General features: G+C 66.1%; 13 protein-coding genes. 7 read left to right on the top strand and 6 right to left on the bottom strand.

What is annotated here, in order from left to right; translation table 11 throughout:
- The first annotated feature begins 39 nt into the window (after positions 1-39).
- Positions 40-813 (top strand): SDR family NAD(P)-dependent oxidoreductase, encoded by a 774-nt coding sequence (locus GJ695_RS05695; RefSeq protein ID WP_154362755.1) that lies wholly within the window; start codon positions 40-42, stop codon positions 811-813.
- A gap of 25 nt (positions 814-838) precedes the next feature.
- Here GJ695_RS05695 and GJ695_RS05690 read toward each other — a convergent pair whose 3' ends face one another.
- The 3 genes from GJ695_RS05690 to GJ695_RS05680 form a co-directional block, all read right to left on the bottom strand.
- Positions 839-2,977, bottom strand: coding sequence for a TonB-dependent receptor (locus tag GJ695_RS05690; protein WP_154362753.1), 2,139 nt, complete (start codon positions 2,975-2,977; stop codon positions 839-841).
- Positions 2,978-3,044: 67 nt separating this feature from the next.
- Positions 3,045-3,380 carry a hypothetical protein gene (locus tag GJ695_RS05685; RefSeq protein WP_229259886.1) on the bottom strand — a complete coding sequence of 112 codons (336 nt, stop codon included), beginning with the start codon at positions 3,378-3,380 and terminating at the stop codon, positions 3,045-3,047.
- 29 nt (positions 3,381-3,409) lie between these two features.
- Entirely contained in the window at positions 3,410-4,105 is a 696-nt protein-coding gene (locus GJ695_RS05680; protein WP_308492218.1) for a LuxR C-terminal-related transcriptional regulator, read from the bottom strand.
- 174 nt (positions 4,106-4,279) lie between these two features.
- On the opposite strand from GJ695_RS05680, the gene GJ695_RS05675 reads away from it, so the two are divergent.
- Positions 4,280-4,927 (top strand): response regulator, encoded by a 648-nt coding sequence (locus tag GJ695_RS05675; protein WP_229260594.1) that lies wholly within the window; start codon positions 4,280-4,282, stop codon positions 4,925-4,927.
- A 3-nt stretch (positions 4,928-4,930) separates the two neighbouring features.
- Here the strand turns inward: GJ695_RS05675 and GJ695_RS05670 are convergent, their stop codons facing one another.
- Positions 4,931-7,951, bottom strand: coding sequence for a ligand-binding sensor domain-containing protein (locus GJ695_RS05670; protein ID WP_154362747.1), 3,021 nt, complete (start codon positions 7,949-7,951; stop codon positions 4,931-4,933).
- A gap of 163 nt (positions 7,952-8,114) precedes the next feature.
- Between GJ695_RS05670 and GJ695_RS05665 the strand changes: the two genes are divergently transcribed.
- From GJ695_RS05665 to GJ695_RS05650, 4 genes are read left to right on the top strand one after another with little or no spacing between them, the layout of a single operon-like run.
- On the top strand, positions 8,115-8,378 hold the full coding sequence (locus GJ695_RS05665) for a XapX domain-containing protein (RefSeq protein ID WP_154359283.1): 264 nt from the start codon (positions 8,115-8,117) through the stop codon (positions 8,376-8,378).
- The gene (locus tag GJ695_RS05660) at positions 8,378-10,306 is read left to right on the top strand and encodes an amidohydrolase (protein WP_154362745.1); all 1,929 of its coding nucleotides are present in this window, start codon (positions 8,378-8,380) and stop codon (positions 10,304-10,306) included. Before GJ695_RS05665 ends, GJ695_RS05660 begins: the two co-directional genes overlap by 1 nt.
- A 50-nt stretch (positions 10,307-10,356) precedes the next feature.
- Positions 10,357-10,764, top strand: coding sequence for a DoxX family protein (locus GJ695_RS05655; RefSeq protein WP_154362743.1), 408 nt, complete (start codon positions 10,357-10,359; stop codon positions 10,762-10,764).
- Positions 10,751-11,407 (top strand): YoaK family protein, encoded by a 657-nt coding sequence (locus GJ695_RS05650; RefSeq protein ID WP_154362741.1) that lies wholly within the window; start codon positions 10,751-10,753, stop codon positions 11,405-11,407. Before GJ695_RS05655 ends, GJ695_RS05650 begins: the two co-directional genes overlap by 14 nt.
- Here GJ695_RS05650 and GJ695_RS05645 read toward each other — a convergent pair.
- Both GJ695_RS05645 and GJ695_RS05640 read right to left on the bottom strand, forming a co-directional pair.
- Complete coding sequence (locus GJ695_RS05645; RefSeq protein ID WP_308492215.1) at positions 11,404-12,036, bottom strand: response regulator; 633 nt, start codon at positions 12,034-12,036, stop codon at positions 11,404-11,406. The genes GJ695_RS05650 and GJ695_RS05645 overlap by 4 nt on opposite strands.
- Before the next feature lie 57 nt (positions 12,037-12,093).
- On the bottom strand, positions 12,094-13,032 hold the full coding sequence (locus tag GJ695_RS05640; protein ID WP_229260467.1) for an MBL fold metallo-hydrolase: 939 nt from the start codon (positions 13,030-13,032) through the stop codon (positions 12,094-12,096).
- Between the two features lie 112 nt (positions 13,033-13,144).
- Between GJ695_RS05640 and GJ695_RS05635 the strand changes: the two genes are divergently transcribed.
- Positions 13,145-14,116 (top strand): LysR family transcriptional regulator, encoded by a 972-nt coding sequence (locus GJ695_RS05635; protein ID WP_154362735.1) that lies wholly within the window; start codon positions 13,145-13,147, stop codon positions 14,114-14,116.
- Positions 14,117-14,130 lie beyond the last annotated feature (14 nt).

The raw sequence follows: 14,130 nt of genomic DNA, 5'->3' as shown, positions 1-14,130 counted from the left end.
TGTATCCATAGTTTTTCTAAAACATCGAAAGGTTTGAAAATGAACAGTCAATTCAAAGGCAAAAAGCTGCTGGTCGTCGGCGGCACCAGCGGCATCGGTCTGGAAACCGCGCGCATGGTGATGGCGGAGGGCGGTAGCGCGGTCATTGTCGGCAATCGCGCCGGGAAGGCCGAGGAAGCGCGCAAGGAGCTGGCCGCGCTGGGACAGGCGTGGGCGTTGACGGCCGATCTGTCGAACGAGTCGGATCTCGCGACATTGCTCAAGGCGCTGGATGAACAGCATTCGGACATCGATCTGCTGGTCAACGCTGCCGGCGTGTTCTTCCCCAAGCCATTCCTGGAGCACCAGGAGGCTGACTATGACCAGTACATGAAGCTGAACAAGGCGCTGTTCTTCATCAGCCAGCGCGTTGCGGCCAATCTGGCCGCGCAGGATCGTCCGGGCGCGATCGTCAACATCGGTTCAATGTGGGGCAAGCAGGCGATTGCGGCGACGCCGTCGTCGGCTTACTCGATGGCCAAGGCGGGACTGCATGCGCTGACGCAGCACCTGGCGATGGAATTGGCGGCCAGGCGTATCCGCGTCAATACGGTGTCGCCGGCGGTGGTGCAAACGCCGATCTACGAAGGCTTCATTCCGAAAGCGGAGGTGCACGACGCGCTGCAAGGCTTCAACAGCTTCCACCCGATCGGCCGCGTGGGCACGCCGCGCGATGTCGCCGAGGTGGTCACCTTCCTGTTGTCGGACAGGGCAGGCTGGGTGACCGGCGCCAACTGGGATGTGGATGGTGGCGTCATGGCCGGCCGCAACTGATGCCGGCCATGACCACCAGGGCTACTTAAAAGCTGGTCGACAGGCCGGCGTAGAACGAGCGGCGCTCGCCGTACTGCGGCGCGCCGACGCCGACGCCCGAGCCGTCGCGCAGCAGGTAGACCTTGTCGAAGGCGTTGATCAGCGCCAGGCGGCCTTCCACGGTGCCGACCGGCGTGGCCTTCCAGGTGTGGGTCAGCGCGAAGTTGACCGTGGTGTAGTGCGGCAGGTGGCCGGAGTTCGGCGCGCCGTTGTCCGGCGTCAGACGCAGGCCGCTGCCGTACAGGACATCGCTGCTGATCTGCGAATCGCCGAAGTGGTAGTGGGCGCCGCCCGACACCGACACCGTCTGGTCATGGTCCACGTGGATGTAGTGGTTGGCGATGTAGGCCAGTTCGTCCGGGCCGAACAGCGACTGGCCGGAGATGATGTTGCTGCCTTCGGCCTTCTGCGTGGTCACGTTGAGGAAGCCGCCCCAGTTCTTGCGGCTGTAGACGCCGGACAGTTCCAGGCCCTTGGCATAGCCGCGGTCGTAGTTGAACGGCGACAGGATCAGCGCCTGGCCGAACTGGCCTTCATCCAGCATGTTGCGGATCTTCTTGTAGTAGGCGTCGGCGGTAAAGGTCAGCTCCTCGCTGAACTGGTGGCTGAGGCCGACATCGTAGTAGTTGGTGCGCTCGGACTTGACGTTGTCCGACACACCCACTTCCGGCGCGTTCGAGGTGCCGGCGTATTTGTCGATGCTGGACTGCGCCGCCAGTTCCTGTGGCGGCGGCGTGAAGTAGCGCGAGTAGCCGGCGTGCAGCGCCGTGCCCTTGGCCAGCTGGTAGGCCACGTTGATGCGCGGGCTCCATTGCTGTTCGCTGACGAAGGCCTGCACCTTGTCGAAGCGCACGCCGTAGTTGACGGTCAGCGGCGCGCTGATGTGCCATTCATCCTGCAGGTAGACGCTGGACTGCTTGCCGGTCTTGCTGCTGTTGTCGATGATGGTGCGCGGCGTGGTGCTGGCTTGCGTGCCGTCGTCGTTCATATCGAAGACGCCGACGCTGTTGTCGCTGTGCGTGGTCTGGCGGGTATAGGCGAGGCCGGCGCGGAGGGTGTGCGTGTCGTTCAGTTTGTAGCTGGCGTCGAACTGCATGCCGTTGGAGGTGTTCGAGCGCAGCGTGTCGGAGGCCACGCCGTTGTAGGCCAGGTCGCCGATCGCGTCCGGCGTGTAGTGCAGTTCCGAATACTGGTGGAAGCCGGACACCTGGTAATTCAGGTCGCCCACGCTTTTTTGCAGCGACAGCACCACAAAGCGGTTCTTCTCGCGCTGGTTTTCATCGAGCTGCGCCGAATCGGGCGTGGCGGCGCCGGCCACGGTGAACGCCGCATCCTGGTTGGGGTTGTTCGGAATCTGGAAGCGGCCGTTGTAGGTGCCGAACATCAGGCCCAGGCGGGTGTTATCGTCCAGGAAGTAGGACAGGGCGCCGAAGGACTTGGTCTGGTTGGTCTTGTCGTGCAGCGCGCTGCTGGTCGGCAGCGGATTTTCGATGCCCAGTTTATTGGTCAGATAGCTGCCGGACAGGTAGTAATTGAAGGCGCCCTGGGTGCCGAAGAATTCCGTGCTCGGTTCGACGTAGCCATGGCTGCCCGCCAGCACGCCGATGCGGCCGCCCGATTTCGGCTGGCCTTCCTTGGTCTGGATGTCGATGATGCCGGCCGTGCGCAGGCCGAATTGCGCCGGCAGCGCGCCGGTGATGAAGTCGGTCGATTCGACGAAACGGGTGTCGATCGACTGGCCGAAGCCGCTGATCGATTCCGGCAGCTGCACGCCGTTGACGCGGTACTGCACGTTGGCGTGGTCGTCGCGCACGTGGATCGAACCGGAGCCTTTCGAGTCCTGGCTCACGCCTGGCAGGCGCAGCAGCACTTCATTGAACGGCGTGTTGTCGCCCTGGCCCAATTGATCGACCATGTGCTTGTCGATGCTGTAGATGGTGGTGCCGACGTTCGGCGACAGGTCGATGCGCGCGCTCTTCAGGTGCGCGGCGGTCACTTCCACCTGCTGCATCGGCGCGGCGTCCGGCGCCGCGTCGGCAGCGCCATCCTCCGCATAAGCGTGTTGGGCGTAGAAAGCGGCGGCGATCAGCAGGGGCAGGGTACGGAGTTGTGGCTTGTGTTGCATGTTAAATCCTTGAATGGTGAGACGTGACGATGCATCGTTCCCTCGCGGGAGATGCAGCGATTAATATTCAGATGGAGAAAACAGCAACGCCGGGCGGCGCGTGGGAAGGCGGGGTCAGGTAGCTGGTTTGCGCGGCGCGCACCACGGTATGCGGCGCCAGCACCGGCAGGCTGCTCTGCAGTCCGGTCGGCGCCACCAGCAGGGTGGCCGGCGGCACGCCGCCGGCAGGCAGGTGGACCACCGCGCAAGCGGCGCAATCCGGTTCATGATCGGTGTAGGCGTGGGTGTGCGAACTGGCGCCGATCAGTTGCAACGCCAGGAACATGAGCACGAAGAACATCATGACGCGTTGATAACGCGTCTGGCGATGTGGTGTGCTCAGGTTGATGGTCGGGGCGTGCATGCCCGAGATTCTACAACGGAATCAGGTGCTTAGTGTTGTTGATTGCCATATGGCTCACCCACCAGGCCGCGCCGCGTGGCCAGCACCACCGCATGCGTGCGTGCCGTTGCGCCAAGCTTGTCAAAAAGACCTTTGACGTGGGTCTTGACCGTGCCGACGCCGATGCCCAGCTCGCGCGCGATCGATTTGTTGCACTGGCCCTGCGCCAGCAGTTGCAGCACGTCGGTCTCGCGGCTGGTCAGGCCGATGCGGGTGAAGCTGTCGGCTACGCAGCGGCTCAGTTCCGCGCTCAGGTAGCGCATGCCGCGGCTCAGCGTGCGCACGGCGGTCAGCAGCTGTTCCGAGTCGGCGTTTTGCAGCAGGTAGCCGTGCACGCCGGCCATCATGGCGGTGCGCACTTCCCATTCGCGTTCCAGCTGCGTGACAATCAAGACCCGTGGCTGGGTGTCGCCATGGTGCGCATTGGCGGCGCGGCGCATGTGTTCCAGGCCGCTGCGGTGATCGAGGATGATGACGTCGGCGCCCGCGTGGCTGTCCAGCGGCGCTTCGGCGTCGGTCACGGCGATCTGCATGTCGCCATGGCTGCCCAGCAGCGCGGCGAGGCCGGCGCGGATGATCGGATCGGCATGGGCGATCAGTACGCTGACCTGATCGCCTTGCGCGGCGATCGCGGTGGTGTTGCCGGCGCCGCCGACGGCGGACTGTGGCCAGGATCGGGTATCCATTCGCATGTCACTCTCCTAAGTTGTTAAGCTGGAATGTAGAAGAATAAACTTTCCAGGGCCGCTTGCCACGCCCCAATCCGGGAGGAGGGTCCTACCCATATGGAGGTATAGGCAAATACTTGCGCATGTGTCATGCTGGGCGCCAGATGCCAGAACTTTAATCACGAGATGCCTATGACTCCGCCGCCTATCAAGATCCTGAGCGTGGACGACCATCCGATGTTCCGCGAGGGCATCGCCAGCGTGATCGCCGACGAGGCCGACATGCTGCTGCTGGAGGAGGCCACCAACGGCGTCCAGGCGGTCGAGGCGTATCGCCGCCTGCGTCCCGACGTCACCCTGATGGACATCCAGATGCCGGACATGAACGGCATCGACGCCACCATCGCCATCCGCAAGGAATTCCCCAACGCCCGCATCGTGGTCCTGACCACCTACGAGGGCGACGTGCTGGCGCAACGGGCGATTTCCGCCGGCGCCGCCGGCTATCTGCTGAAGAGCATGCTGCGCAAGGAGCTGCTGGCGACCATCCGCTGCGTGCACGAAGGCCGCCGCAGCATTCCGGCGGCGGTGGCCAGCGGCATCGCCGAGCATTGGCACGAGGGCGCGTTGAGCAAGCGCGAAGTGGAAGTGCTGCAGCTGGTCGCCGGTGGCCAGAGCAACAAGCGCATCGGCATGCACCTGGTGATTTCGGAGGAAACCGTCAAGGTGCACATGAAGAGCATCCTGGCCAAGTTGAACGCCAGCGACCGCACCCACGCGGTCACGCTGGCCATCGAGCGCGGCATCCTTGACCTGCACGCCTGCGGCCTGGTGCAGTAAGCGTCAGGCCGCTTCCCGCATCAGCCAGCGCCGCAGCGTGCCCGGCTTGCGCTGGTAGACGGCGCTTCCCGGCGCCGTCACCTGCGCCACCGTGCCCATGCCGGGACGGCACCACAAATCCAGCGCCGCATCGATCTTCACCGCCCGTTCGCGCATGCCGATCAGGCCCCAGTGGCCGGGCCGCTCGCCGGCCGCCAGCACCTGTTCATCGATGCCGCGGCCGTCGTCGCGCACCTGCAGCGTGAAGTGGTCGGTGGCGTAGCCCAGTTCCAGCTCGATCCGGCTGGCGCCCGCGTGACGGAAGGCGTTCAGCAGCGCTTCGCGGCCGATGTGGTACAGGTGCTCGCGGCCTTCCTCGTTGAGCGAGGTTTGCTGGCCGGTGACGATCAGCGCGAAGTCGGCCGCGTGCTCCTCGCGCAGCTGCTGGCCCAGCTCACTGAACATATGCGGCAGGTCGTCGTGGTGCGGCTGCACGCCGCGCAGGCCGCTGACCTGGTTGCGGCCCTCGGCCAGCACCTGGTCGGCCTGGTTGAGGATTTTTTCCACCAGCTGGTAGGCGTCGCCGTCCGGCGGCAGGCGCTTGAGCAGCGTCTGCACGCGCAGCATCAGGCCCTGCACGCTTTGCAGGAAGGTGTCGTGCAGGGTGCGGGCGATGCGTTCGCGCTCGTCGGCGCGGTCTTCCAGCCGTGTGCGCAGTTGCTGGGTCACGTGGCGCAGGCGCAGGCGGTACATCAGCGCCAGCGTCGCCGCCACGCCGATGAAGCACACCAGCTTGAACCAGATGGTTTCCGCGAAGGTCGGCGGAATCGAGAACGCCAGCTGCGCTTCCTGCGGATTCCACACGCCGTCCTCGTTGGCCGCCATCACGCGGAAGCGGTACTGGCCCGGATCGAGGTTGGTGTAGAACGCCTGGCGGCGCGCGCCGGGGTCCTGCCAGTCGTCGTCGACGCCGTCGAGGCGGTAGCGGAAGCGCACCCGCTCCGGCACGCTCAGGCTCAACGCCGTGTAGTCGATGCGCAGGTTGCTGGTGGACTGCGGCAGTTGCAGGCCGGGCAGGGGGCTGTAGCGCTGCTCGCCGATCACCACGTCCTGCACCATCACCGGCGGCGTCACCGGATTGCGCGCGATGTGCGCCGGATTGATCCAGTTGATGCGGTTGGCGGTGGCCATCCACAGCAGGCCGTCGTCGCCCAGCAGCAGCGACGGCATCGGCCGCAGCTGCGAGGCGGCGCCGAGCAGGCCGTCGTGGGCGTCGAAGCGTTCGTAGTCGACTTCATGGCCTGGCGTGCGCATGGCCAGCGTCACCTGTTCCGCGCCGATGCGGCTCAGGCCCTCGGTGCCGAACAGCCACAGGTCGCCCTGCGGCGTGCGGACGATGCCGGAGACGCCGCGGAACGCCTCGCCGCGCTGGCCGTGCAGGGTGTTGAAGCGCTGGCCGTCGAACCAGGCCACGCCGCGCTCGCCGCCGGCCCACAGCTGCGTGCCGTGGCGGTAGAGGGTCAGCACCTGGCCCAGCTCCAGACCCTGTTCCGCGCCATACAGGACGGTCTTGCCGCCGGCCATGCGCGCGATGGTGTTGCGCACGTAGCCGGCCCACAGCGCGCCGTCGGCGCCGGCCGTCAGCGTGGTCGGGAACAGATCGAGGTCGGCCACGCCGGCCGCCGTCGCCAGCGGCGGCGCTGGCTGGCGCCGCCAGCGGCCGTCCTTCAGCAGGTACAGGCCGGCGCGCACGACCGACACCCACAGGCCGCCGCCCTCGGCGCGGCACAGCGCCTGCACTTCGTAGCTGCTGGCTTCCGGCGGCAGTGGATAGCGTTCCATGCGGCCGCCGTCCACGCTCCACACCTCCTCGTCGTTGCCGGCCCACAGCACGCCGTCCGGATCGCGGTACAGCGCCGAGATGCGGGCCGACAGCACATTGCGCCGCTCGCCCTCCGGCCCCAGCGCGTGCAGCGCGCCGATGCGGTCGCCGGCCCAGATGCCGCCGCCGGTCAGCGGCGCGATGGCCGGATGGTTGAAGATGGTCTGCAGCGGCAACGTCAGCAGGCGGTTGCGGCGGAAGCGGTTCAGGCCGGCCGAGGTGCCGATCCACACATTGCCTTCGCGGTCCTGGAAAAAGCTCTGCGGCATGCCGCCGTTCAGGTCCTGCTGCTGCGGGGCGTCGCTGCTGCCGGCGTTGCGCCGTTCCAGGCCGCCGGCGTGGAACAGCCACTGGTTGCCGTCGCGGTCGAAGTACATATTGGCGCCCTGGAGCACGGCGCCGGCCGCCGCCTCGCCGGACGGCGCCGCCGGCAGCACGCGGTAATAGCTGTCGACGTCGGAGGCCCACAGCGTGCCGTCCGGCGCCAGCGCCATGGCGCTCAGGTCGCCGTGCGGCCAGGCCTGGCGGAAGGCGGCGCTGCTGTCGGCGCGGCTGTAGATGCCGCCCTGCATGGCGACCCACTGGCGGCCCGCATGGTCGAACAGCACCTGGCGCGCGCGCCGCGCCGGCAGGCCCTGGGCGGCGCCGACGGTGACGAAATGGTCGCCGTCCAGGCGCGCCAGGCCGTCGCGCGCCGCCACCCACAGCACGCCGTCCGGGCCGCGCGCGATGCTGGTGATGGCGCCGCCCGGCAGGCCCTGGCCGGCGGCGAAATGGCGCGCCTGGCCGCGCTGGAAGTGGCTGATGCCGCCGCCGACGCGGTAGCCGACCCACAGGCCGCCTTCCGGCGGCGCATACAGCGTGCGCACGCTGGACGACAGCAGCGGGTGGCCTTCGACATTGTCGACCCGCTCGTAGCGCTTGCCGTCGAAGCGGTACAGGCCGGTGCCGGCGGCCAGCCACAGCCAGCCGTCGCTGGTTTGCGCGACATTGAGGATGTCGACCGGGGCGTTGTCCAGCGCGCCCCAGGCGGTGTGGGTGAATTGTTCGAGCAGGCGCGGCGACGGTTGCTGGGCCAGCGCCATGGGCGGGGTGCACCAGAGCAGGCCGGACAAGGCGGCAACGGCGGCATGCAGGAGCAGGGAAGCGCGTGCAGTCGTCATGATCCGGATGAAAGGGGGAATCCGAATATTTTAGCACCTATTCATGCGCAAGCCAGGCTCCCCCAAAGGAGGGGGGATAGTTCGATCAATACCGGTGATGCCAGAGTGAGGAAGCGCCACTACACTATGCACACGATTTACTTACCCGGAGTGTCGCTCAATCATGAAAATGTATATCGTATCGTTGGCGGTCGGCCTGCTGGTCGGCCTCATCTATGGTTTCCTCAACGTGCGCTCGCCGGCGCCGCCGGTGATCGCGCTGGTCGGCCTGCTGGGCATCCTGGTCGGCGAACAGCTGCCGCCGCTGCTGCGCCAGGTGTGGCAGAAGGAAGCACCGAAAGTGTCGTGGATCGAAGACCACGTCAAGCCGCATTGTTTCGGCCAGCTGCCATCCGCGCAGAAGTCCGATGAAACCAGGAGCTCTTAATGTCGCAAGCATCCCCAACCCCCGATCTGATCCTGCATCGCGGCCTGTTCACCACGCTGGACCGCAGCAACCCGCACGCTGAAGCCGTCGCCATCAAGGACGGCAAGTTCACCCACGTCGGCCGCGCCAACGAGATCATGGCGCTGGCCGGACCGACCACCAGGATCATCGACCTGCACGGCAAGCGCGTGCTGCCGGGCCTGATCGACAACCACTGCCACATCATCCGCGGCGGCCTGAATTTCAACCTGGAGCTGCGCTGGGACGGCGTGCGCTCGCTGGCCGACGCCATGGCCATGCTGAGGGCGCAAGTGGCGATCACGCCGGCGCCGCAGTGGGTGCGCGTGGTGGGCGGCTTCACCGAACACCAGTTCGCCGAGAAGCGCCTGCCGACCATCGAGGAACTCAATGCGGTGGCGCCGGACACGCCGGTGTTCATCCTGCACCTGTACGACCGCGCCCTGCTGAACGGCGCCGCGCTGCGCGCCGTCGGCTACACCAAGGACACGCCGGAACCGCCGGGCGGCCAGATCCTGCGCGACGCCAACGGCAATCCGAACGGCCTGCTGCTGGCCAAGCCGAATGCGGCCATCCTGTATTCGACGCTGGCCAAGGGCCCGAAACTGCCGCTGGAATACCAGGTCAACTCGACCCGCCACTTCATGCGCGAACTGAATCGCTTGGGCGTCACCGGCGTGATCGACGCCGGCGGCGGCTTCCAGAACTATCCGGAAGACTACCAAGTGATCCAGCAGCTGTCGGACGAAAAGCAGCTGACCGTGCGCCTGGCCTACAACCTGTTCACGCAAAAACCGAAGCAGGAGAAGGAAGACTTCCTGAACTGGACGCAGAGCGTCAAGTACCAGCAAGGCGACGACTACTTCCGCCACAACGGCGCCGGCGAGATGCTGACCTTCTCGGCGGCCGATTTCGAGGACTTCCGCCAGCCGCGTCCGGACATGCCGGACAATATGGAGGACGACCTGGAAGGCGTGGTGCGCGTGCTGGCGCAGAACCGCTGGCCATGGCGCATGCACGCCACCTACGACGAAACCATCAGCCGCGCGCTGGATGTGTTCGAGCGCGTCAACCAGGACATTCCGCTGGAAGGCCTGAACTGGTTCTTCGACCACGCCGAAACCATTTCGGACCAGTCGATCGACCGCATCGCCGCGCTGGGCGGCGGCATCGCCGTGCAGCACCGCATGGCGTACCAAGGCGAATACTTCATCGAGCGTTATGGCCACGGCGCCGCCGAAGCCACGCCGCCGATCAAGAAGATTATCGACGCCGGCGTGAAAACCTCGGCCGGCACCGACGCCACCCGCGTCGCCTCCTACAACCCGTGGGTGTCGCTGGCCTGGATGATCACCGGCAAAACCGTCAGCGGCGCGCAGCTCTACCCGCGCGCCAACTGCCTGGACCGCGAAGCGGCGCTGCGCATGTGGACCGAGAACACCACCTGGTTCTCCAACGAGGAAGGCAAGAAGGGCCGCATCGAAGTGGGCCAGCTGGCCGACATGATCGTGCCGGACAAGGACTTCTACGCCTGCGCCGAAAGCGAGATCTGGGACATGAGCTCGGACCTGACCATCGTCGGCGGCAAGATCGTGTACGCGGCCGGCGCCTTTGCCAGCCACGACACGCCGCCGCCGCCGGCCATGCCGGACTGGTCGCCGGTGCGCCGTTTCGGCGGCTACGCCGGCTGGGGCGAGAAGCAGGGCACCAGCCGCGCCGCGCTGAAGGAACTGGAGCAGCGCCAGCTGCAGCAGAAGCGGGAACGCGCGCAGCAGGCCGCCGCCTGCGGCTGCGCCAACAACTGCAATGTGCACGGTCACCAGCACGCCAGTTCGTGGGGCAGCAAGGCGCCGGTCTCGGACCTGAAGAGCTTCTGGGGCGCGCTGGGCTGCGCCTGCTGGGCAGTGTAAATGGCCGTCGCTCCCGCCTGCGCGGGAGCGACGCGACAACTGGAGCATCAATGAATCGACTGTTTTTAACCGCGCCGTGGGTGCGCTGGGTCTGCCTGTTGCTGCTGTGCGCTGCGTATCTGCAGGGCGGCATCAACAAGCTGACCGATTTCGGCTCGGCCATCGGCGAGATGCAGCATTTCGGCCTGTCGCCGGCGGGGCCGCTGGCCGCGCTGGTGATCGCGCTGGAGCTGGGCGCCTCGGTGGCCATCCTGACCGGCTATTACCGCTGGCTGGGCGCGGGTTTCCTCGGCGTGTTCACGCTGATGGCCACCTTTGTCGCCAACCGCTTCTGGGACATGGGCGGTCAGGAACGCTTCATGGCGGCCAATAGTTTTTTCGAGCACCTCGGGCTGACCGGCGCTTTCCTGCTGGTGGCCTGGCTCGATCTTCAGAAAGGTAGTAATGGAACGCGGTGATATCAAACAAGGCGCAGCGCTGGGCTTCCTGGCCGGCTACGTCGACACGCTGGGCTTCGTCGGCCTGTTCGGCCTGTTCACGGCCCACGTGACGGGCAACTTCGTGCTGATCGGCCGCGCGCTGATCGAGCCGTCGCAGAGCATCTTCATCAAGCTGCTGGTGTTCCCGGTGTTTATCCTGTTCGTCGCCCTGACACGGCTGGCGACGGTGCACTGGGACCGCACCGGCGGCAAAACGCTGCGCAACAGTTTCCTGTTCCAGCTGGCGATGATGGCGGCGACCGTGATCTGCGCCTGGCAGGCGGCGCCGATCGTGGAAGCGTCGGCGCCGCTGACGCTGCTGACCGGCTCGCTGTGCGCCGGCGCGATGGCGATCCAGAATGCCTACGGCAAGCTGCTATTGGGCAAGACCTCGGCCACCACGGTGATGACGGGCAATGTGACCGGGCTGGTGATCGAACTGGTCGATTCGCTGCGCGGCGATCCCGAGGCCATCGGCCGCTGCAAGAAGCTGACCTGGCCGGTGCTGGCGTTTGCCGCCGGCTGCATGAGCGGCGGCGTGGCGTTTGTGACCTTCGGCTTCCACGGCCTGTTGCTGCCGTGCGTGATGCTGGTGTGGCTGGCCGCCGTGGCCAAGGACTAAATTGTAATAATGCCGCGCTTGAGGGCGATCGTCACCGCATGGGTGCGATCGTTCGCGGCCAGCTTGGCCAGCACGTTCTTCATGTGGGCCTTGACGGTTTCCTCGGAAATCGACAGACGCTCCGCGATGCGGCGATTGGAATGTCCACTCGCCGCATGATTCAATACTTCCATTTCCCGCGAGCTTAACGGACCCTGGCCCATGTGCTGGGCCAGCTCCATCGCGATCTCCGGCGGAATGCGGCGCTGTCCCATGTGGACGCCGCGCACCGTATCAAGCAAATCCTTGCGCAGGGTGCTCTTCAGCAGGAAACCGGCGGCGCCGCCCTGGACCGCGCGCAGGATCTGCGCATCGCCCTTGTAGGTGGTCAGCATGACGACGCGGGCGTTGTTGTGCTCGCGGCGGATTTCATGCAGCGCCGCCACCCCGTCCAGCTCCGGCATGGCGATGTCCATGATGGTGACGTCGGGGCGCAGCTGGGTGTAGGCATCCACCGCCTCGCGGCCGTTGCAGGCCTCGCCGACCACGCGCATATCTTCCTGGCTGGAAATGGCCTCACCCAGGCCGGCGCGCAGCAGCGGGTGATCGTCGACGACGAGCACGGAAATCGGGTGAGGTGTAGTACGCATATCCATGAGACCAATTTTACAGAATTTACTGACGGGCTGCTGACGCGGCGTTAATTATTATCGCAGCTGGCTATAGCTGACCGGCAACCAGTCGTAGCCCTTGCCGTCGATGCGCAGATGGCCCAGGCCGGGGAAGGACAGGTGGGCTGCGCCGACCAGCGCGCCTTCCTTGGACAAGGCCTGGAACACCTTGGCGCGCGAGGCGGCGGCCGACTTGGCGTCGCTGTCGAAGCCGATGGTCACTTCCGGATGGTCCAGCTGCACCGCGGCTACGTGGATCAGGTCGCCCACCAGCACCAGTTTTTTGCCCTTGCTTTCGAAGGTGTAGATGGTGTGGCCCGGCGTGTGGCCGTAGCTGGCGGTGGCGTGCACGCCTGGCGCCAGCTCGGTGTCGCCGCTGAACGGCTTGAGGTGCTGGGCGGCGGCGTAGGGCGACAGCGAAGCCATCGCGCCCTGGAAGAAGCCCTTGCTGTCGGTCGGGGCCTTGTCCAGGTTGGCCTGGCTCAGCCAGAAATCGGTGTCGTGCTTGTCGGCGCGCACCACGGCGTTCGGGAACACCAGCTGGCTGTTGGCCGCCAGGCCGCCCACGTGGTCGGGGTGCAGGTGGGTCAGGTAGATTTCATCGATCTGCTCCGGCTGGTAGCCGGAGGCCTTGATGTTGGCCACCAGCTTGCCCAGCGTCGGGCCGAACAGGCTGCCGGCGCCGGCGTCCACCAGGATCAGCTTGCCGCCGGTGTTGATCAGGAAGCCGTTGACCGAGGTTTCGGTCGGCACCGATTGGAAATTGCGGGCCAGCGCCTTGACGGTGGCGGCGGCCGGCTCCTGCAGCAGCTTGTCCATCGGCAGATCGACGGTGCCGTCGCTGACGGCGGTCACTTCAAAGTCGCCCAGCATCACGCGGTGGAAGCCGGGTGCGTTGGTGCCGGCCAGCGGCGCGGCGGCGAAGACAGGTGCGGCGACAAAGGCCAGTGCTGCAAAGACAGGGGTGAATTTCATGATGTATATCCTTAACAGTTCAGTGATGAACGAAGTATGCATCTTTGCAAAAAATGGCACAATATGGAAAAAAGCAAATAGTCTTTGCGAAATCCGCAAACATGGAGCGTAGATGATCGATGCATTGCAATGCTTTGTGACCGTGGTCGAACTGCGGAGCCTGTCCAAGGCCGCCGTACAGCTGGAAATGGCGGTGTCGTCGGTCTCGCGCAAGATCGATGCGCTGGAAGCGGAACTGGGCGCGCGACTGCTGTTGCGCAGCTCGCGGCAGGTGATTGTAACCGATGCGGGCGAACGTTTCCTGCCGCGCGCCCGCAATATCCTGGCCGAGCTGGCCGAGGGCAAGAGCGCGGTGCAGGAGCTGGACAGCGAACCGCGCGGCCTGCTGACGGTGACCGCGCCGGCCGCCTTCGGCCGCCTGCACGTGGCGCCGGCCATCGCCGCCTTTCTGCAGCGCCACCCGCTGATCGAGGTCGATCTGCACGTCAGCGACGACGTGGTGGACCTGGCGGCGCAGCGCGTGGATGTGGCGGTGCGCGCCGGCGTGTTGAAGGCCAACGATCTGGTGGCGACGCGGATCGCGGGACAGAACCGGGTGGTCAGCGCCAGCCCGGCGTATCTGCAACGTCACGGCTGGCCGGCCAGGCCGGAAGACCTGCTTCATCATCAATGCCTGACGGTCAACGGGCGCGTGCCGCCGCGCGGCTGGTGGCGTTTCGACGGCGTCAACGGCGGCCAGCCGCTGGCGGTCAAGGGCAAGCTGCGCTGCGACGATACCGATTCGCTGCTGCATGCGGCCATCGGCGGCGCCGGCATCGTCCACCTGGCCAACTGGCTGACCAGCGACGCCATCGTGGCCGGCCAGCTGGTGCCGGTGTTCCCGATGGACCCGATCGAACGCAGCGCGATCGAGCCGCGCCGCGATCCCGGCGAATCGGCGATCCATGCGGTGCACATGCCGGGGCGCTCGAACCAGGCCAAGGCACAGCTGTTGATACGTCATTTGAAGGAGTATTTCGGCAGTCCGCCGTATTGGGACCTGGCGATGGAGGCAGCCGGGGCGGGCGAACGCCGCGCCCCGTGAGGTGATGCTATCGG

It is taken from the genome of Duganella alba (assembly GCF_009674495.1).
Classification (GTDB): domain Bacteria; phylum Pseudomonadota; class Gammaproteobacteria; order Burkholderiales; family Burkholderiaceae_D; genus Rugamonas; species Rugamonas alba.
This window is presented reverse-complemented; position numbering and strand designations above follow the sequence as displayed.